Source organism: Bacillus sp. TH17 (assembly GCF_016651125.1).
Taxonomy (GTDB): domain Bacteria; phylum Bacillota; class Bacilli; order Bacillales; family Bacillaceae_G; genus Bacillus_A; species Bacillus_A mycoides.
In genome coordinates this window covers 1,137,086-1,156,708 of the sequence record NZ_JAEKEN010000001.1, presented here as the reverse complement: position 1 = coordinate 1,156,708, position 19,623 = coordinate 1,137,086, and the positions used below count along the sequence as shown (strand labels likewise).

At 35.9% G+C, this 19,623-nt stretch carries 24 protein-coding genes; 4 read left to right on the top strand and 20 right to left on the bottom strand.

Annotated elements, in window-relative coordinates:
• Window positions 1–203: 203 nt before the first annotated feature.
• From ndk to JFT95_RS05775, 15 genes are all read right to left on the bottom strand, one after another.
• Window positions 204–650: a nucleoside-diphosphate kinase gene (gene ndk, locus JFT95_RS05845; RefSeq protein WP_000415879.1), complete on the bottom strand. Its 447-nt coding sequence runs from the start codon at window positions 648–650 to the stop codon at window positions 204–206.
• 124 nt (window positions 651–774) lie between these two features.
• Complete coding sequence (hepT, locus tag JFT95_RS05840) at window positions 775–1,737, bottom strand: heptaprenyl diphosphate synthase component II (protein WP_002011823.1); 963 nt, start codon at window positions 1,735–1,737, stop codon at window positions 775–777.
• A 58-nt stretch (window positions 1,738–1,795) separates the two neighbouring features.
• Window positions 1,796–2,509, bottom strand: a complete 714-nt coding sequence (menG, locus tag JFT95_RS05835) for a 2-heptaprenyl-1,4-naphthoquinone methyltransferase (protein ID WP_002141031.1) — start codon at window positions 2,507–2,509, stop codon at window positions 1,796–1,798.
• A gap of 29 nt (window positions 2,510–2,538) precedes the next feature.
• Window positions 2,539–3,291 (bottom strand): heptaprenyl diphosphate synthase component 1, encoded by a 753-nt coding sequence (locus JFT95_RS05830; protein ID WP_002030763.1) that lies wholly within the window; start codon window positions 3,289–3,291, stop codon window positions 2,539–2,541.
• A gap of 270 nt (window positions 3,292–3,561) precedes the next feature.
• Window positions 3,562–4,131 (bottom strand): GTP cyclohydrolase I FolE, encoded by a 570-nt coding sequence (gene folE, locus JFT95_RS05825; RefSeq protein ID WP_002011819.1) that lies wholly within the window; start codon window positions 4,129–4,131, stop codon window positions 3,562–3,564.
• Window positions 4,132–4,252: 121 nt separating this feature from the next.
• A complete protein-coding gene (locus tag JFT95_RS05820) occupies window positions 4,253–4,525 on the bottom strand; it encodes an HU family DNA-binding protein (RefSeq protein WP_001043860.1) in 273 nt (90 codons plus the stop codon).
• Window positions 4,526–4,821: 296 nt separating this feature from the next.
• A complete protein-coding gene (gene spoIVA, locus JFT95_RS05815) occupies window positions 4,822–6,300 on the bottom strand; it encodes a stage IV sporulation protein A (protein ID WP_000416521.1) in 1,479 nt (492 codons plus the stop codon).
• Between the two features lie 242 nt (window positions 6,301–6,542).
• A complete protein-coding gene (locus JFT95_RS05810; RefSeq protein ID WP_002126422.1) occupies window positions 6,543–7,256 on the bottom strand; it encodes a hypothetical protein in 714 nt (237 codons plus the stop codon).
• Between the two features lie 65 nt (window positions 7,257–7,321).
• Window positions 7,322–7,525 (bottom strand): DUF2768 domain-containing protein, encoded by a 204-nt coding sequence (locus JFT95_RS05805; protein ID WP_002011815.1) that lies wholly within the window; start codon window positions 7,523–7,525, stop codon window positions 7,322–7,324.
• Between the two features lie 227 nt (window positions 7,526–7,752).
• Complete coding sequence (locus tag JFT95_RS05800) at window positions 7,753–8,004, bottom strand: stage VI sporulation protein F (protein ID WP_000369753.1); 252 nt, start codon at window positions 8,002–8,004, stop codon at window positions 7,753–7,755.
• A gap of 116 nt (window positions 8,005–8,120) precedes the next feature.
• Complete coding sequence (locus JFT95_RS05795; protein WP_002011813.1) at window positions 8,121–9,143, bottom strand: NAD(P)H-dependent glycerol-3-phosphate dehydrogenase; 1,023 nt, start codon at window positions 9,141–9,143, stop codon at window positions 8,121–8,123.
• 18 nt (window positions 9,144–9,161) lie between these two features.
• Window positions 9,162–10,472, bottom strand: coding sequence for a ribosome biogenesis GTPase Der (gene der / locus JFT95_RS05790; protein WP_002011811.1), 1,311 nt, complete (start codon window positions 10,470–10,472; stop codon window positions 9,162–9,164).
• Between the two features lie 124 nt (window positions 10,473–10,596).
• Entirely contained in the window at window positions 10,597–10,782 is a 186-nt protein-coding gene (locus tag JFT95_RS05785) for a capping complex subunit for YIEGIA (protein ID WP_002086624.1), read from the bottom strand.
• Window positions 10,779–11,672 carry a YIEGIA family protein gene (locus tag JFT95_RS05780; RefSeq protein ID WP_002086625.1) on the bottom strand — a complete coding sequence of 298 codons (894 nt, stop codon included), beginning with the start codon at window positions 11,670–11,672 and terminating at the stop codon, window positions 10,779–10,781. The genes JFT95_RS05785 and JFT95_RS05780 overlap by 4 nt, the downstream gene beginning before the upstream one ends.
• Entirely contained in the window at window positions 11,665–12,276 is a 612-nt protein-coding gene (locus JFT95_RS05775) for a YphA family membrane protein (RefSeq protein ID WP_002086626.1), read from the bottom strand. The genes JFT95_RS05780 and JFT95_RS05775 overlap by 8 nt, the downstream gene beginning before the upstream one ends.
• A gap of 117 nt (window positions 12,277–12,393) precedes the next feature.
• Here JFT95_RS05775 and JFT95_RS05770 point away from each other — a divergent pair, with 117 nt between their 5' ends.
• Window positions 12,394–12,528 carry a YpzI family protein gene (locus JFT95_RS05770; RefSeq protein WP_000513901.1) on the top strand — a complete coding sequence of 45 codons (135 nt, stop codon included), beginning with the start codon at window positions 12,394–12,396 and terminating at the stop codon, window positions 12,526–12,528.
• 126 nt (window positions 12,529–12,654) lie between these two features.
• On the opposite strand, the gene JFT95_RS05765 is transcribed toward JFT95_RS05770, so the two are convergent.
• The 5 genes from JFT95_RS05765 to JFT95_RS05745 all read right to left on the bottom strand — a co-directional run bounded on the left by JFT95_RS05765 (window position 12,655) and on the right by JFT95_RS05745 (window position 17,115).
• Complete coding sequence (locus JFT95_RS05765; RefSeq protein ID WP_201051680.1) at window positions 12,655–13,443, bottom strand: hypothetical protein; 789 nt, start codon at window positions 13,441–13,443, stop codon at window positions 12,655–12,657.
• A 151-nt stretch (window positions 13,444–13,594) separates the two neighbouring features.
• A complete protein-coding gene (fni, locus tag JFT95_RS05760; protein ID WP_088039055.1) occupies window positions 13,595–14,644 on the bottom strand; it encodes a type 2 isopentenyl-diphosphate Delta-isomerase in 1,050 nt (349 codons plus the stop codon).
• 12 nt (window positions 14,645–14,656) lie between these two features.
• Window positions 14,657–15,805: a 30S ribosomal protein S1 gene (gene rpsA / locus JFT95_RS05755; RefSeq protein ID WP_002030757.1), complete on the bottom strand. Its 1,149-nt coding sequence runs from the start codon at window positions 15,803–15,805 to the stop codon at window positions 14,657–14,659.
• 328 nt (window positions 15,806–16,133) lie between these two features.
• Window positions 16,134–16,811, bottom strand: coding sequence for a (d)CMP kinase (gene cmk / locus JFT95_RS05750; protein WP_088039054.1), 678 nt, complete (start codon window positions 16,809–16,811; stop codon window positions 16,134–16,136).
• A 130-nt stretch (window positions 16,812–16,941) separates the two neighbouring features.
• A complete protein-coding gene (locus JFT95_RS05745; RefSeq protein ID WP_002135263.1) occupies window positions 16,942–17,115 on the bottom strand; it encodes a DUF5359 family protein in 174 nt (57 codons plus the stop codon).
• A 212-nt stretch (window positions 17,116–17,327) separates the two neighbouring features.
• On the opposite strand from JFT95_RS05745, the gene ansA reads away from it, so the two are divergent.
• The 3 genes from ansA (at window position 17,328) to JFT95_RS05730 (ending at window position 19,581) form a co-directional block, all read left to right on the top strand.
• Complete coding sequence (ansA, locus tag JFT95_RS05740) at window positions 17,328–18,302, top strand: asparaginase (protein ID WP_002030754.1); 975 nt, start codon at window positions 17,328–17,330, stop codon at window positions 18,300–18,302.
• A gap of 92 nt (window positions 18,303–18,394) precedes the next feature.
• Window positions 18,395–18,691, top strand: a complete 297-nt coding sequence (locus tag JFT95_RS05735; protein ID WP_002135468.1) for a transposase — start codon at window positions 18,395–18,397, stop codon at window positions 18,689–18,691.
• Between the two features lie 8 nt (window positions 18,692–18,699).
• A complete protein-coding gene (locus JFT95_RS05730) occupies window positions 18,700–19,581 on the top strand; it encodes an IS3 family transposase (protein ID WP_002140633.1) in 882 nt (293 codons plus the stop codon).
• Window positions 19,582–19,623 lie beyond the last annotated feature (42 nt).

The following is a 19,623-nucleotide window of genomic DNA, read 5'->3' as shown; positions in this document are numbered from 1 at the left end:
ATCGAATGTTTGCTTTCCCTACTTGTAATTGTTCGATTATTTTCATAATAGTAGACCTTTTACTTTACATACCAATATATCATAACAGCCCTAACTTCGTAACTGATCGAAATAAAAAAAGTGCAAGAAGAATACCCCTATTCTTCTCACACTTTTTACTATTATCACAGTTATTAAAGCGTTTACAAATTATTTCAAAATAATTAGTAAATCCATTGATTCATTAATTTTGAGTAGTCTACTAATTCTTCTTCCTTAAAGAAAATAGCAATCTCGCGTTCTGCACTTTCTAAAGAATCCGAACCGTGGATAATGTTTTTCGCAACAGTTACACCGAAATCTCCACGAATTGTTCCAGGAGCAGCTTCATGTGGTCGTGTTTTACCCATCATATTGCGTGCTGTATCTACTACACCTTCACCTTGCCATACCATTGCGAATACAGGACCAGATGTAATAAAGTCTACTAATTCACCAAAGAAAGGTCTTTCTTTATGCTCACCGTAGTGTTGTTCAGCAATTTCCGGAGTAACTTGCATTAATTTTGCACCAACTAATTGAAAGCCCTTTTTCTCAAAACGAGCTACAATTTCCCCAATGAAGGCACGTTGTACACCGTCTGGTTTTACCATTAGAAATGTTTTTTCCATAAAAAATCTCTCCACTTCTGAATTATGTATGTAATTGTATATCCCCACACACATATTAACACCCTTATCACAATTGCGCAATAGTTTTGAAATAGAGAGATTATTTTATTTTTTAGACAAAACACTAAAATTTTCGTTTTCCAATATACTTTGCGACATTTTGCAACGCATACTTCGCCTGTCCACGAGGGAGTGGTTTTATTATTTCTAATGCTTTATGTAAATAACGTTCACTAAACGAAAATGCTTTATCAATAGCTTCGCTCGCTTTAATATCATCAATAATTTCTTTCATTTCACTTGCTGTTGTATTTTCATGCACAGATGTAATTTTTTGACGAAGAACTGGATCTTCCATGGCATACAAAACAGGTAATGTAATGTTACCTTGTAATAAATCACCACCAGCAGGCTTTCCAAGCTTCTCTTCTGTCGATACGAAATCTAAAATATCATCAATAATTTGATAAGACATACCAACAAAATATCCGTACCAAAATAGACGATTTACAGTATCACGATTAGCACCAGCAGCAATCGCTCCCAACTGACAACTTGCGGCGATTAACAATGCTGTTTTTCGTTTTATCCTTCTTAAATACGTTCGTAAATTTTGATCATAGTTATACTTATCTTTAATTTGTTCGATTTCACCTTTACAAACTTCTAAAATTGTATGAGACAACGCTTGATGTGCATCTGGAATTTCTATATTTGTTATACATTCAAGAGACTTCGCAAACAAGTAGTCTCCTGTATACATTGCAATACGATCTCCCCATTTCGCATTCACTGTTGCGCTACCGCGTCGTAAAAACGCAGCATCAATGACATCATCGTGAACAAGCGAAGCCATATGAATTAGTTCTAATGCAACCGCAACATGCTTAATTGCATCTAACTTATAATCCCCAAATTTCCCTGCAAGCAAAACAAAAACAGGGCGAATCCGCTTCCCGCCTGCTTCAATAAGCTGTAATGCCGCTTCTTCTACTAACGGCTGCTCAGAAGCAACTGTCTTCTTCAATTCTTTTTCTATAACATTAATATCCGATCGTAAAAAAGAGTACATAAGTTGTAACTTCATATTGTTCACCTTAACCTAAAACGTCTTTTTTCTTTTTTCTTTTTCTTTTTTCTATTTTCTATTTTGATTCTGGTTTAATACCTAAATGCATAGCTGCTACACCAAAAGTAAATGGTTTCACTTGCACATTCTTAAGCCCAGCTTCTTCAAACATACATGCTAACTCTTTCATCCCTGGGAATGTACTAGCAGATTCCTGAAGCCATGAATATTCTTTATAACTTTTCGCAAACATCTTTCCAAATAACGGCATGATATATTTAAAGTATAAGACATACCCTTGACGAAAACCTATCATCGTTGGTTGAGATGTTTCCAGGCAAATTACTTTTCCACCAGGCTTTACTACACGCGTCATTTCTTTTAATACTTGCATGTAATCCGGAACGTTACGTAACCCAAAACCAATTGTTACATAATCAAACGTATTATCTTCATAAGGAAGTTCCATTGCATTTCCATGTATAAGTTCTACTTGCTTTAATTCTAAAGCTTCTACCTTTTGTTTACCGACAGCTAGCATATTTTCGCTAAAGTCTAAACCGTAAACCTTCCCATCTTCACCTACAGCTCCCGCTAGTGCAATTGTCCAATCTGCCGTCCCGCAGCATACATCAAGTGCCTTACTCCCGGGTTTCACATCCATAATTCGCATCGTTTCTTTGCGCCATGCCTTATGCCTTTGAAAACTAATTACAGAATTCATCACATCGTATTTATCAGAAATTTTCTCAAATACGTCATGTACTCTTTCTTCTTTTGATTGTTGCATGCTCGTACCTTCTTCCAATGTAAAGTTGCTTATGTCCTTGATTTATCTCTTAACATAGAAATTATCTCATTAACTTCTGTATGATTCTCTAAAAAATTTTCTTCCTGCTTTCTCATTTCCATAAGCCATTCATTAATAACTGTTTCCAAATTTTTATCATCATCCAATGAGATTTTTTGGACTGCTTGAAAAACAGGTGAATTTTGTTTATCAGCATACAATTGACACTCTTTTTGAAGACGATTTTTTCCTAACACATAAGTTATATATGGTTTCCAATTAGATAACTGAAAATGATCACATGTTTTTTGCAAAAGCGCAGATTCAATTATTACTACACTTTCCATTATGTCTTGAATCGTCACATGTGCTTTTTGATATAGCATAATTTTATGTTCATTAATCTCCTTAATTCCTTCAGCAAGTGCACGAATTAAGATAATATCACAATTCATTGACAATAAGTAATAGTATAGACCACTATAATAATCCCCTGCAAGAACTGTCAATTGACGACGCTTATGGAATCCACTCGTCTCTTCGTTTGCTTTATTTGATACTTTTTCATGTGTATCAAGAGCAATTTGTACAAGCATAATCGTTACGACATAATGATCAATTTGTTCTTTATGTATATTTGCACTTTTTAATGCACCGTATAACAGCGCTATTTTTTCTTCATCAATAAATGGTTCTTCAATATAGTTTATAAAATAAGGATGGCGTAATTTCTCCATCAATTTCTCTTTAATACCCGCATACCCTCCGTAGATGTCACACACAAAAAATCACCCTTGTTTTCTAATTCATAAAATTTATTATAACACATACATTCTATTTTCTATAATCAAAACTTGGCTACTTCTGCCAAACTGCTACCGAATAAAGCCTCAACTTTTATTCATACAAGTTATCTTCGTCTCTAACAACTACAAACATTCATTTACACAAAAGGCAGAAGTAATTTTCAACCTTTATATTCTTGCTCTTTAACATTAAAACTATATCATTTTTTTGTATATAAAAAAAGAAAAGCAGTTTCCCGCTCTTCTTTAATTCGTCTTAATAAACGATAAAATTTCACTACGTGCTGCTGCATCATTTTCTAACACGCCGCGCACTGCAGTCGTTACTGTTTTCGCACCAGGCTTTTTCACACCACGCATCGTCATACACATATGCTCTGCTTCTACTACTACCATTACACCATGCGGCTCTAGTACTTCCATAATAGAGTTAGCTACTGTTGATGTAATACGTTCTTGTAGTTGCGGACGACGCGCAATTGTGTCTACAGTACGAGCTAATTTACTTAGTCCCGTTACTTTTCCACCTTGCGGAATATATGCAACGTGAGCAACTCCATAAAACGGAACAAGATGATGCTCACACATCGAATAGAATGGTATATCTTTTACTAGCACAAGCTCTTCGTGGTCTTCTCCGAATACTTTGTGTAAATGCTCTTTCGGATCCTCATGCATTCCTGAGAATACTTCTGCGTACATTTTCGCAACACGTTTCGGTGTATCAAGTACTCCCTCGCGATTTGGGTCATCTCCGATTGCCTCTAAAATAAGACGTACTGCATGTTCAATTTGTTCTAAATTAACTTTTGCCATCCGCTAGCCCTCCCGAAAAACCTAAAAGTGATACGAACACATTCTAGCATATTTATGTTTTTAAAAGCAAAAAGAAGAGTTTCCAAAAAGGAAACTCTTCTTCCCTGTTAATATGTAAGGATTATTTAACCGCATCTTTTAACGCTTTACCAGGTTTGAATGCAGGTACTTTACTTGCAGCGATTTCAATCTCCTCACCTGTTTGTGGGTTACGACCTTTACGAGCCGCACGCTCACGAACTTCGAAGTTACCGAATCCGATTAGTTGTACTTTATCACCTTGTTTTAAAGCTTCTAAGATAGAATCAAAAACAGCGTCCACTGCTTTTGTTGCGTCCTTTTTAGAAAGGGAACTTGCTTCTGCAACAGCATTGATTAAATCTGTCTTGTTCATGCCATTCACCTCCTCCCAAAGATAAGACTGTATAATGATCATAAAATGAGTCTTACTTTCATTTGTAGGCAATTTTTACAAATTCTATACTACAAAGATGTAGATAAATCATTATCAACGCCTATATTATACGATTCTCCTTTATAATTCAATATTTTTAAGGAAATTGTTACTCTAAAAATGTGAAATTCTGATGAAACTTGACAATTTACAACAAAATATTAGATAATGACTGTTTATTTTTCTATTACGTACTCAAAAAGAAAAAATCCCTCTACAATTAGAGGGATTTTTTCTTATAGTATAATCGCAATTAATCCGCCAGATCCTTCATTAATAATTCTTTCTAGCGTTTCTTTTAATTTATAACGAGCGTTTTCTGGCATTAGAGATAACTTCGCTTGAATTCCTTCTCTAACAATAGAGCTAAGAGAGCGCCCAAATATATCAGAATTCCAAATTGATAGCGGGTCATCTTCAAAATCTTGCATCAAGTAACGAACTAGTTCTTCACTTTGTTTTTCAGTACCGATAATTGGTTCAAATGTTGATTCTACATCCACTTTAATCATATGAATAGACGGCGCAACCGCTTTTAATTTAACACCGAACCTTGAGCCGTGACGAATAATTTCCGGTTCATCTAAGCTCATATCAGCTAATGCAGGCGCTGCTACTCCATATCCGGTTTGTTTTACCATCCGCAAGGCATCTGCCACTTGGTCATATTCTGTTTTCGCATGAGATAAATCGAGCATAAGCTTTAATAAATGATCTTTCCCTCGAATCTCTACTCCTACTACTTCTTTTAAAATTTGATCATACAATTCATCTGGCGCATATAAATCAATCTCTGCCACACCTTGCCCCATATCGATGCCAGCTAGACTTGCTCGATCAATAAATTCATATTGACTAAACTGCCAAACGACACGGTCCACATCACGAAGACGTTTTATATCCTTTACAGTCTCTTGAACCGCTTCCTGATAACTTTGGCGTAACCAATGCCCTTCATTTAGCACCATTACCCAGCTCGGAAGGTTTACATTCACTTCTAAAACCGGGAACTCGAATAATGCTTCTCGCAGTACGTTATACACATCTGTTTCTCTTAAACTCTCTACACTCATCGCAATTACTGGGATATCATATTCTTCTGATAAACTTTGACGTAACTGCTCCGTATCTGGATGGTATGGCTGTACAGTATTGATAATCATAATGAAAGGCTTTCCTACTTCTTTTAACTCATTTACAACGCGTTCTTCTGCCTCTATATAATCTCTTCTTGGAATTTCACCAATTGTTCCATCTGTTGTAATAACGACACCAATTGTTGAATGCTCTTGAATTACTTTACGTGTTCCGATTTCTGCAGCTTCATGGAATGGAATAGGCTCTTCATACCAAGGAGTATTAATCATGCGCGGACCATTCTCATCTTCATAGCCTTTTGCTCCTGGAACCGTATATCCAACACAATCTACTAATCGAATATTTACTTCAAGACCTTCATCTACTTCGATAGAAACCGCTTGGTTTGGAACAAACTTCGGTTCCGTCGTCATTATTGTACGACCAGCAGCACTTTGAGGCAGTTCATCCTGCGCTCTTTGACGGTCTGACTCATTTTCAATATTGGGAATAACAACAAGTTCCATAAATTTTTTAATAAATGTTGATTTCCCTGTTCGAACAGCTCCTACAACTCCAAAATAAATATCACCGCCTGTGCGTTCCGCAATATCTTTAAAAATATCTACCTTTTCCAAGTGATTCCCTCCCTCAATATTTTTGGGAATAATTCCACGTTTATAGTCAACTAATACCTTCTCTAATGTTGCCTATAATATCTGATATAATATAATGGTATTCTAGAAGTTCGGACAATATATCATATAATTTTGTCCAATTTCATATGACTATTTAAAAATACCTTTTGTTTGCATCGCAAGTTGTATAACATAAAAAACCTTTCTTCTAGAACTTATTCACTAAAAGAAAGGTTCATGACTTATGATTTTAAAAAAATTGGTTCTCCATTTTTTACTGTATACGGCAAAGAGTATGCAGGAACAAACGGGGAATCCTTCGATAGTATACTCCGGATATCTTCACCTTCTTTAAATTGTCCTTCATTTTTTTTCAACGCTTCATATAAGTCGATTCTATAATCAACAAACAATTCTCCTTTTTCATTAATTACAAGAGGGAGACCTTTTCCTGAGTACGGACTTGTCACTTGTGGTACATCTTTATATCCTAGTTTTTTGAAGTCTAATTCATAAACACCATCTGTGATCACTTTTTTAAAAGGTGGATATTGATGTTCATCACGATACATTCTTAGCTTCAATGCCACTTCTTGAATTTGTTCCGCCATTCTCACATCAATTAACTTTACTGTCGGATTTTTTTCAACATCTATTAATACATATTGATATACTCCACCACTTTCATACGCATTCCCTGGTGCCTCTTGTATGTACCTTGGGGCAATTTTTTGAAAATCAATTGGATACTTCTGATAAATCGGCGTACTCATATCACGCGTCTTAATTGGTAATAAACCATCCGTTTGCTCCTTATATGTATTAATGGCTTTTTGTACAACTTGCAACTGGTCTTCATAAGGAATAGCACTTTGTTTCATATTTTCTCTTGGATACATACACCCTGTTAAAATGCTCATGCAACAAAATATTAAAATAATATGGATTTTTTTCACTGACAATCACCTTTTCATGCTAGTATGGACTGTTGCTTTTGTAACATTTACCGACTACACATCCTTTATTGCTCAATAGGGCCACTAAATACAACAAGGAAAATAACAATTCCCGATACAATCATGAGGGTGTACGCTACTAAAGCTGTAATCCCTTTCAAAAATTTATTCTTCATTTTATGCCTACTCAATAAAATAAAACTTACTGCAAGAAACATAAATCCAATTGCCCCTAAAGCAAACCACATTTTCATAAGTCCTTCCGACATATATACACCCCTTTACTTTCAATCTATTTTTATACTATTTTAACAAATTAAAATCTTTAAACAAATAAAAATCATCATTTTTCCGTGAATTGATGATTTTTATTTAAAATAATAAAACCGAAGCACGAAATGATGCGCTTCGGTTGACCAAATATGCCCTTAACAGCTCTATTCCCATTCTTTCATAACTATCATATGCATTCTCTAAACTCTTTGTTTCTCATAATTTATTTTTTAAACATTTTACTTAACGAACCAAAATCCGCCGGCATATTATTGTTAATAATCGCTTTTACAATTTGATCCTCTTGCTCTTTCGGCACTTCGCGTCCTGCCATTAGAGCAACTTGATGAATCAATTGGCGAAGCACTGTCTCATCACGTAAGTTCGCATTTTGAACAGACGACGCTAATTTAAAAATATCTTCTTTGTTCACTTTCGCTTCTTTTTCAATGTTATTAAAAATGTTGTTATCCATTCTTTTCACCCTCTCCTCAAGTTACTCTTCATCCTATGCAGAGATGAAAAATTGGTGAAAAGACCCATAAAAAACAAAAAGCGGTAGAAGTACGAAATGTACTTCTACCGCTTTCTTTATAACAAATCAGGTATCGCTTCAACTTCATGTTTTCGAACACGTCCCATCAATGAGCCTACTGCGTCTTTCACATTATTCCCATTGAACAGCACGTCATATAAAGCAGCTGTAATCGGCATTTCAACTTCCATTTTCTCTGCCAATTCATGAGCAGCTTTCGTTGTTCTTACACCTTCTACAACCATACCCATACTTTCTAGCACTTCTTCTAAAGAGTGCCCTTTTCCAAGCATATTTCCAGCGCGCCAATTTCGGCTATGCACACTTGTACAAGTTACAATTAAGTCTCCCATACCAGTTAGACCAGCAAATGTTAACGGATTTCCGCCCATTTTTCTTCCTAAACGAGCAATCTCTGTTAAACCACGTGTCATTAATGCCGCTTTCGCATTATCACCTAATCCAAGCCCGTCAGATATCCCCGCAGCTAGTGCAATAATATTTTTTAAAGCACCACCAAGTTCAACTCCAACGATATCTGGGTTTGTATATACACGGAAATAGCTATTCATAAACAAATCTTGTACTCCCTCAGCCGCTTCCATACGCTTTGCTGCAGACGTAACAGTTGTCGCTTGACGCAATCCAACTTCTTCAGCGTGACTCGGCCCAGATAGTACAACAACATCCTTAATCAAGCTCTCTGGAATTTCTTCCTCAATCACTTCCGAAATACGTTTTGACGTACCTGGTTCGATTCCTTTACTTGCATGAATCCAAGTAATTGGCTCTGTAACAATTTCTTTCATCTCTTGCAATACGTCTCGGTACGCTTTCGTCGGTACTACTAGCAGTACTGTATTTACATCTACTAATGCTTCTTCTAAAGAAGAGTAGGCTACGATTGTGCTTGGCAATGTAATCCCTGGAAGATATCTACTGTTCTCACGCTTCGTATTAATTTCATTCATGAGTTCAGGACGGTTTCCCCAAATACGTACATCATGCCCATTGTCAGCTAATACCATCGCTAACGCTGTTCCCCAGCTACCTGCTCCTATTACTGTGATTTTTGTCATAAAATCACATCCTCTCCATTAGTCTCTTGCTCTAGCGATAATGTGAATCGGCGTTCCTACAAAACCGAACGCTTCACGTAAACGGTTCTTTAAGAAGCGCTCATATGAAAAGTGCATTAATTCTGTATCGTTTACAAATATAACAAATGTTGGTGGTTTTACCGCAACTTGTGTCGCATAGAAGATTTTCAGACGGCTACCATTATGTGTCGGCGTTGGATTCATCGCTACCGCATCCATAATTACATCATTTAATACATTCGTTTGTACACGGATGCTATGGCTTTCATTTACCTCATTGATAACCGGTAATAACGTTTGTGTACGCTTTTTCGTTTTCGCAGATAAGAATACAATCGGTGCATACTCTAAAAATTGGAAATGAGCACGGATGTTTTCTTCAAATGCTTTCATTGTTTTTTCATCTTTTTTCACTGCATCCCATTTGTTTACAACGATAATAACAGCTCGTCCTGAATCATGAGCATATCCAGCGATTTTTTTATCTTGCTCAATAATTCCTTCTTCTCCGTCTAAAACGACTAAAACAACGTCAGAACGTTCAATCGCTCTAAGTGCACGAAGTACACTATACTTTTCTGTACTTTCGTATACTTTCCCTTTTTTACGCATACCAGCTGTATCGATGATTACATAATCTTGATCATCTTTACTATATGGTGTATCAACAGCATCACGTGTCGTTCCCGCTATATTACTTACAATTACACGTTCTTGACCAAGAAGTGCATTTACAAGTGATGATTTCCCTACGTTTGGACGTCCAATTAAAGAGAAACGGATTGTTTCATCGTCATACGCTTCTTCTTCAATCTTTGGAAAATGATTTGCAGCTTCATCTAACAAATCACCAAGTCCTAAACCGTGTGTACCTGAAATCGGGAATGGCTCGCCAAATCCTAATGCATAAAAATCATAAATATCACTACGCATGTCTGGATTATCAACCTTATTTACCGCAAGTACAATTGGTTTTTTAGAACGGTATAAAATTTTAGCAACTTCTTCATCTGCTGCAGTTACACCATCGCGACCATTCGTCATAAAAATGATAACATCTGCTTCATCAATCGCTACTTCCGCCTGTTGACGAATTTGTGTCAAGAACGGCTCGTCTCCAATATCAATTCCACCTGTATCAATAATGTTAAACTCATGATTTAACCATTCTCCCGCACTATAAATACGGTCTCGCGTTATACCTGGTATATCTTCTACGATTGAAACTCTTTCTCCAACAATTCTATTGAAAATAGTAGATTTCCCTACGTTCGGGCGGCCTACTATCGCTATTACTGGTTTCGGCATATACTTTCATCCTTTCAACTTGCTTCTGTTTATTATGTAAAAAACCCTTCTTTGTGCAAGAAGGGATTTGCATTCCAGAATATTTCTCAACGTATCAAAACACCTCACATTATACCACACGTTACTAATGTTTCACAATAATATATACATTATCTTGTAAGCGATGTGCAATACCATCTAAAATAGCCTCTAAATTATTTGCAACAAATTCCAGTTCCTCTGTCGACTCGCAAATAAATAAAGGGGCACCACCTGCAAATTTCTCTGGCGTTGTTGTAATGACTGCGAGAATAACACTTTCTAACATCATCTCTTATCTCCCCTTCCTTTCGGAGCTTCTGATGACATATGAACAGCACTCTCTAATGTTGGTACATTTCCGATTACCCCTATCGCTTTTTCTGCATCTTGATCTTGCGGCAGTACAAAAATCCCAACTCTCCCATCCTCTAAATCACGCTTCGCTAACGGTACAAGTGCCGGCGTTCCAGAATCTCTATATATTCCTAAAGCAACCGAAACATCATGTAAAATAGCTTGCCGTTGTCCTAAGTTTGAGATTGTAACCATCGCATCTATCGATTTCGGTTTTAAAATAAATCCCATTCCATATTTCATAATTTCTTCTTGCCTTGCTGGCAATCCAATATTCATAATGTAAATATTATCAATATAAAGTCCCGCTCCTTCAAAACGAAGTGGAACGTGCTCTATTTCTACAAGGTCATGAAGTCTTTTACCTGACATTAATTTTTTCGCAATGAAAAAACTTACTATACCAGTAATTACCCCGGCAATCCATGAATCGAATCCTATATACGCAAACGTTGTTACAAACGACGTTAACATCGCCAAGTAGTTACGACTTTCAAATACTAATGCAATTCCTTCAATGTATGTATTACCACGTGGTACGAGCTCATATCCATCTAATTGTTGAAGCGTATTTCTTTCCATATTGCGCACATCACGAAATTGCGTCGCTGCTAACGTAAGAAATGTAATTGCAGAGAAATCTTTTTTCAAAACAGACGGAATCGCAATTGCTCCTAAGGCAGCCGCAATTAATCCCATCGCGATATGAATAATTTTCCCGTGAAGCCTCGTCGGATATTGCCTCGTATCGGTACGAAGCATTAACAACCTAGTTATTGTACCTGCAATTACGCCACATAAAATAGCTGGTGTATATTCAGTCATGTATTACCCTCGCCTTTCTTTTACGTGTTTTCCTCTTAAATTGTTCCATATATACCGATGCCTTTGTAATCCAAAGTAAAATCGCCATAAATAAAGTGGAAACAGCAGCAACATCTAAAAAAGCTAAACTGCCGTATTCATAAGGAAAATGTAATTTACGAAAAATCAGCGTCACCAATAATTCTCCTTGTAACATCCCTATATATAAGGAGCATAATCGTAATATGCGATCCCCGTGCAATAAAACCGATGCATACACAAGTGCACCACTTAACAGCAACAACCTATCAACCACAATCCAAATTGGATCATATACTTCTAACAAATGAAAGCTTGTATATAACATTGCAATAATAAGTGCCGAAAGTAAGGTATATAATTTTTTCCAAATAGAATATAACGCGATACCTACAAAAGAAATAATACAAAGCAAAAGGGCATTTACCGATATTGTGAAAGAAGCAATCGTCACATTTAACGGAGAACAAATAATAAAAATTAATATACAAGCACTTATCTTCCAACGAATAGATTCCTTTTTCATAAAAAAGGTCACGACAATCCACCCTATCCAAGCAACAAAATAAAAAGTACTCCCATCCATCATTTCACCTCCTATGATTTCCATTATGGGAACTTTTTATGAAAGTTAATCCTCCTTTTCTTTGTGCATAGTTTTTCTCATAACAGCAAAACTTTTAATAAGGAGGTGTAACTCACAATGGGTAAAGATCGCCAAGAACGAAAGCTAAGAGAATCACGCCGCGTTGAATCTGATCGCGACCAATCACTTCAATATCCCGGTGCAACAAGTCTTGATACACCGGAGCAAGCTCGAAAGCAGAATCAGCATTAAATAAAGTGAAACTTCAGTGGGGGATTATTAGCCCACACCAATCAAGCTGCCCTCAAATAGGCAATACAAAAAGACGGTTTCGATATTGTACGAAACCGTCTTTTTACACAATTATTTTATTTATTTCTACTCGTAATATAATTCTTTTGTTTTCGCATTATAAACCCTATCACTCAACGAGGCATCAATCGTAACTACACCTGTTGGTTTTTTAGAATATGTAATAACATAATACGTATGTAGAGAAGGATCTTTACTCTTTACCTCTACACGTACATAATCCATCTCTCCTATCTCATTTAACTTTCGCTCAACCTCTTTTTTCGCACCTACAATATCTTCTTTTTCTCCTTTAATTTCCCTACTCACAATGGTATTTCCTTGATCAGAAAGTAATACTACTTCAGCATTACTTAAACTCGCTTCATTTGGTATATTAAAATAATAAATTACATACGAATCTTCCGATGGATTTTTGTCTTCTCCTAATTCCCTTGGCAAAATTAGTGCTTCTATTCCACTTCCTGCATTCACCGTTGGATTCCTATACAATTTATTCCCGACTGCGATTGCAATATTCGCCGTTTTAATTGCTGATTGCGCTGTTGTTGAACTAGAATCTCCTTCTCTTACATTTGAAGTTAATGAAATTTCAACCTTTTTATTATATCCAGAAACCGCTGTATCTTCTCTTATATTTCGTGCATGGATGTTAAAATATTCACTATTATATGTAATGCGTCCTATTGAATTTTTACTATTTGAAGATACATTATCTCCTTTTTTATTAACATCCTCATCCCCAAAATTATCGTAAATTTTCCCTTGTTTCTTTTGACTCTTAAATAGCAATCTCTTATCTTGTTTTATCGCTAACCAGCTATATAGAGAAGAATACTTTCTTACTTTTACCATGTTTTTCCACAAAATATTTATATATACTTTTATTATAATGTAAATTCTCTCTTTTTTCCATTTATAGAATTATATAGAATGATAACTTCTCGCCCTCCCTCTTCATTTTACGAAAATAAAACGCAAAAAAATCAACCGGATGGTTGATTTTTTATCGCCTACTATAATGTACAGTGTCAATCCCTCGCTGCGCTAACCAATGGTACGTTTCACCTTTTACAACAAGAGGTACAGATTGTAACTCTTCTATCGTCTTCACGCCAAGAGCTGTCATAATAAATTTTAAATCTGTATGTAAAAGATCAATTTCATCCACTAAATTCTCAACACCATCTTGCATTAAAATACGTAAAAAGTATCCAGCAAACGCAGTTGTATTCGCCCCTAATGCGATTGCCTTCGCCACGTCAAGTGCTGTTTGTATACCCCCAGATGCAATAAAAGAGAGGTTATTATTTGTAGAGGTTGCTTCAATAATCGAGGTAGCTGTTTGTATGCCCCAGTTATTAAAATAAGAAAGCATTCGCTGTCTTCTTTCATTTTCAACAGCAGCAAAATTCGTACCACCTTGTCCGCCAATATCAATTGCTGTTATACCTATATTCGCTAACTGTTGTACTGTTTCCTTACTCATTCCAAAACCGACTTCTTTTACGATGACAGGTACTTTACTTTTTAAAACTATTTTCTCAATCCGCTGAAGTACACCAGTAAAATCACGGTCTCCTTCTGGCATCGTTAACTCCTGTATGACATTTAAATGAATTTGCAGTGCATTCGCTTCAATCATATCAACGGCACGCTCTGCCTGTTCGACAGTTGCCTCACTTCCTAAGTTTGCGAAAAAAATCCCATTCGGATTTACTTTCCTAACAACTTTATACGAAGCCGATTCACTTTCATCTTTTAAAGCTGCCATTTGCGAACCTACAGCCATAGCAAGGTTATGATGTTTCGCTACATATGCTAATTGCTCATTAATATGTAATGTTTGCTCTCCTCCACCACCAGTCATCGCATTGATAAAAATCGGCGAACTTAGTGAAAGTTCGCCGATTTTTGTTTCACATGTTATAGTGTCATAACTTGAATTTGGCAAGCTTTGATGCACAAAATCAATATCATGAAAGCCATGCGTACGAGACTGACCAGTAGAAAGAGCATATTCAATATGATCTAATTTACGTTTTGCCCTTACCACTTGTACCCCTCTTTATTTCTTTAATTTTTTCAGTTGTTCACCAATAATATCACTTAACTGGAAAGTAGCCGAATCAGCATTTGGCTCATATTGGCTATAATCTTCTGTTACATTATTTTCTTCAAGCGTTTCTTTTATGCTTAAAGAAATACGTTTTTCTGCTACATGGACTTCAAGTACTTTCACTTTTACTTCTTGTCCCATTTCCAATACTTCATTTGGATTTTTCACGTGACGATTTGCAATTTGAGATACATGTACAAGCCCTTCAACACCAGGTAAAATTTCAACAAACGCACCGAATGTAACAAGGCGTTTTACTACTCCCTCACGAATATCTCCAGCTTTTATTTCGCCAGCAACATTTTCCCAAGGTCCTGGCTGAGCTGCTTTAATTGATAAAGAAATACGTTGCGTATCAGCATCAACAGATAACACTTTTACCTTTACCTTTTGACCTTGCTCTAATACCTCAGAAGGTTGCTCTACACGTTCGTGTGAAATTTGTGAAATGTGAACTAAACCGTCCACACCACCAACGTTAACGAAAGCACCAAAATCCGTTAATCGTTGTACTGTTCCTTCAACAATATCCCCTTCTTTTAACGAAGAGATTGCTTCTTTTTTCTTAGAATCTAGTTCTAGTTCTACTACCGCTTTATGTGAAAGAATAACACGATTTTTTTCACGGTCTAATTCAACAATTTTCACCGCTAATGTTTTTCCTTTATAGTCAGCAAAGTCTTCTACATAATGTACTTCTACAAGTGAAGCTGGGATAAAACCACGAACACCAAGGTCCACAACTAACCCACCATTCACGATATCTTTTACAGTAACATCAAATACATGACCAGAATTAAATTTTTCTTGTAATTCTACCCACGCTTTTTCTGCGTCAACAGCTCTCTTAGATAAAACAAGATCATCATCTTCTAATTTAATAATTTTCAATTCAAGTGTTTGATCTAATTCTACAACATCGCTTGCTTTTTCAATATGAACGTTAGCTAATTCACTAATCGGAATTACGCCATCTGTTTTGTATCCAACATTTACAAGAACTTGTTTCTCTTCAACTTTCGTTACAGAACCTGTAACAACGTCACCAACTTGTAATTCTTTTGAATTCATAACTTCTTCATTCATTTTCTCTACCATGGAAATACCTCCCTACAGAATTGACAAAGCATTTTTATGTATATACGAAATGAAAACAAATGTTTTCATTTGCATGTTTAAGAATTTATCATCACATATTCTGTTTCAATACAGTTCACAAGAAACTATATTAAATCTATATAAATAGTATACAGCAAAATCATCTTGAAGAAAGTATGATTTGAAATATAATAGCGAATATATTCTGACAGTTTTTTCCCTCTGTAACTAACTTCTTACAAATTAGCCCATTTGTCAAGAAAAGAGACTTATAATTCACTTATCCTTTACAATTCAAAAAAAAAAGAAAGAGGATAGTCCTCTTTCTTTATTTCGCAAATACTCCTGAAACAATACCCATAATTTTTTGGACAACTTCTTCAATTGATAAAGAAGTTGTATCTAATTCCAATGCATCATCAGCTTTTTTCAAAGGAGAAACTTCGCGTTCTGAATCTAATTTATCACGCCTAGCAATTTCTTCTCTTAACTGCTCTAAATTAGAATCGAAACCTTTATTCATATTTTCTAAATGTCTTCTTTCCGCTCTTTCTTCTACAGAAGCAAGCATAAAGATTTTCACTTCAGCATCCGGTAGTACATGTGTACCAATATCACGGCCATCCATTACTACGCCGCCTTTTTTAGCTAATCCTTGTTGACGACGTACCATTTCTTCACGAACAAGACGATGCTTTGCTACAATAGATACACGATTCGTCACATCTGGCGTACGAATCACTTCAGAAACATCTTGTCCATTTAAAAATACAAGTTGTGTATTTTCCCCTTGCTGAAATTCAATTTTTACATTTTTTACAACTTCCATTAACTTTTCTTCATTTTCAATATCCACTTTTTGTTCAAGGGCTGCATATGTAATAGTACGGTACATTGCGCCTGTATCAATGTAAACATATGAAAGTTTTTTTGCAACAACTTTTGCCACTGTACTTTTCCCAGCAGCCGCTGGACCATCTATAGCAATCGAAATTCGTTTATCCATTGTAACACCTCATTTTTCACTTATAAAACAAAACGAAAAGCAGGTATTTTCCCCCTGCTTCTTCTCATTTGCCTCACGTCATTAAATCCTCAATAATTGTAGCATAATCCATCATAGAAGAAAATGAAAACTACTTATTCACCTGTAAGATTTCCGCCTTATTTTTCGTGACGACACCTTCGTAATAAACAATTTTCGATAAATATTTCACTGAAGATTTATGTATAAAAAGCAGTTGGACGACAGAAAGAAAAATAAATTGAATCAGTAATATACGAATTATAATTTTCTCCACTTTTTTCAAAAAACTCACTCCTTCCCACTCTACACTTACACATCCACTCTCATAAATTTCCATAAACAAAACCTAACCTAATAACCACTTACCGGAGCACACTTAAGGTAATTTATTTTATTGTCATTTTCTAAGCATACTTTTATACATTTTCATTGTCGAATTTACTCAAAACATGTTATGTTCTAAATGTATTTTTCAACTTGAAAGGGGTATAAGCATTGAAAAGAATCCTAGTTTTACACACAGGTGGAACAATTGCAATGGAGGAAGATAAAGAAACTGGGGTCGTACAACCAGGTAAAAAGAATCCTCTTTTAAAATTCATTCCTGATTTAGAAGGCGATGTTGATTTAATTGTCGAAGATGTGTTCCATCTTCCATCTCCTCACATGACTCCTAGCGAAATGCTACAATTGCAAGTCATCATTGACGAAAGAGTAAAACAAGACGATATTCACGGCGTAGTCATCACGCATGGTACCGATACATTAGAAGAGACAGCTTATTTTCTTGATTTAACAGTTCAAGCAACTATCCCAATCGTTGTGACAGGGGCAATGCGTTCTAGTAATGAATTAGGTGCTGATGGTCTATATAATTTCTTATCAGCTGTAAAAGTTGCTAGTAGTAATGAAGCTGCTGAAAAAGGCGTTCTAGTGGTATTAAATGACGAAATACATTGTGCTACAAATGTAACAAAAACGCACACAAGTAATGTCGCGACATTCCAAAGTCCACAGTACGGACCAATTGGCATGGTAACAAAACGTGGTGTTGTTTTCCATCATGCTTTAGTGCATCACGAAACATGCACAGTACGACAGATTTCTAAAAACGTTGTCGTTCTAAAAGCATACGCAGGTATGGATGATACATTATTATCAGCAATCGAAACGCTACCAGTAGACGGAATTGTTATTGAAGCACTTGGACAAGGTAATTTACCTCCAAGAACACTTCCTAGTCTAGGGCGATTAATAGAAAAAGGCATTCCAATTGTATTAGTTTCACGCTGCTTTAACGGTATCGTTCAAGACGTATACTCTTATGAAGGTGGCGGAAAACAATTAAAAGATATGGGCATTGTTTTCACCTACGGTTTAAACGCTCAAAAGGCGCGAATTAAATTACTAGTCGCACTAGAAAACACAAACTCTCACGAAACAATCCAACATATGTTTATGCACGATTAAAAAGAAGCTGTCGAAGATTTTGATATGATCCCCTTATAGTAGACAGGAAAAAGAAAGCACATTAACCTGTTTACTATGGAGGGGATTTTTTCATGGGAAAAATTAGAGTCACTTACGATGTAGAATTTAAGAAACAAGCTATAGATTTATACTTAAAAGAAGGCATGAGCTATAAAACCATTGCGAAAGAATTAGGTATTCATCACTCGGTTGTAAGTCGTTGGGTGAAACACTTTGAAGCTGAAGGAATCAAAGGACTAGAAGAAAAACGCGGTAAAGCGAAAGGACCAGGTTTAGGTAGACCAAGGGTTAGACCCGAAGATCCTGAAGCTAAGATCAGACGATTAGAAGCGGAAAATGAAATGTTAAAAAAGCTCTTAGGGATGTAAAAGGAGGAATGAAAGTCGTATCCAAAATAAAAAAATTCGAAGTCATCCATGAAATGACAAAAACAGGTTATACAGTGACCATTCTATGCGATATTGCTGGTGTAACCAGAAGTGGATACTACAAATGGCTAAAACGGCATACGACGCCTTCTAAAAAACAATCAGAGGATATCGAAATTAAGAAAAAGATATTGGAGTGTCATAAAAAATTAAGAGGAATTTATGGATATAGAAGAATACAAGTGTGGCTGAAAGCCACATATAACCTTCATTTGAACCATAAGCACATCCAAAGATTGATGAGTGAACTAGGTATCAAAGCCGTAATTAGGAAAAAACGACCTTATTACGGAAAAAAAGAAGCTTATGTGATTTCAGAGAACCATCTAAATAGGGAGTTTCAGGCTTCAAAACCGAATGAGAAATGGGTAACCGATATTACCTATTTGATTTTCAATGGACAGCGCTTGTACTTATCCGCTATTAAGGATTTATACAATAATGAAATTGTTGCCTATGAAACCAGTCGTAGAAACGACTTAAAGCTTGTGTTAGATACGCTTAAAAAGGCAAAGAAAAAACGAAATGTGAAGGGAATCCTCTTACATAGTGATCAAGGATCCCAGTATACATCTCGTCAATATAATCAATTACTTAAAAAATATCAGATGAAGGCAAGTATGTCTCGAAGAGGCAACTGTTGGGATAATGCTTGTATGGAAAACTTCTTCAGTCACTTTAAGGCAGAGTGTTTTCATTTATACTCCTTCCGTAAAGCGAATGAGGTCAAACTTGCCGTGCGTAAATATATGCACTTTTATAATCATCAAAGATTTCAAAAGAAATTAAATAACCTGAGTCCATATAAATATAGAACTCAGGTTGCTTAGTTGCGCTTTTTAAATACTGTCTACTTGACAGGGGTCACTGCA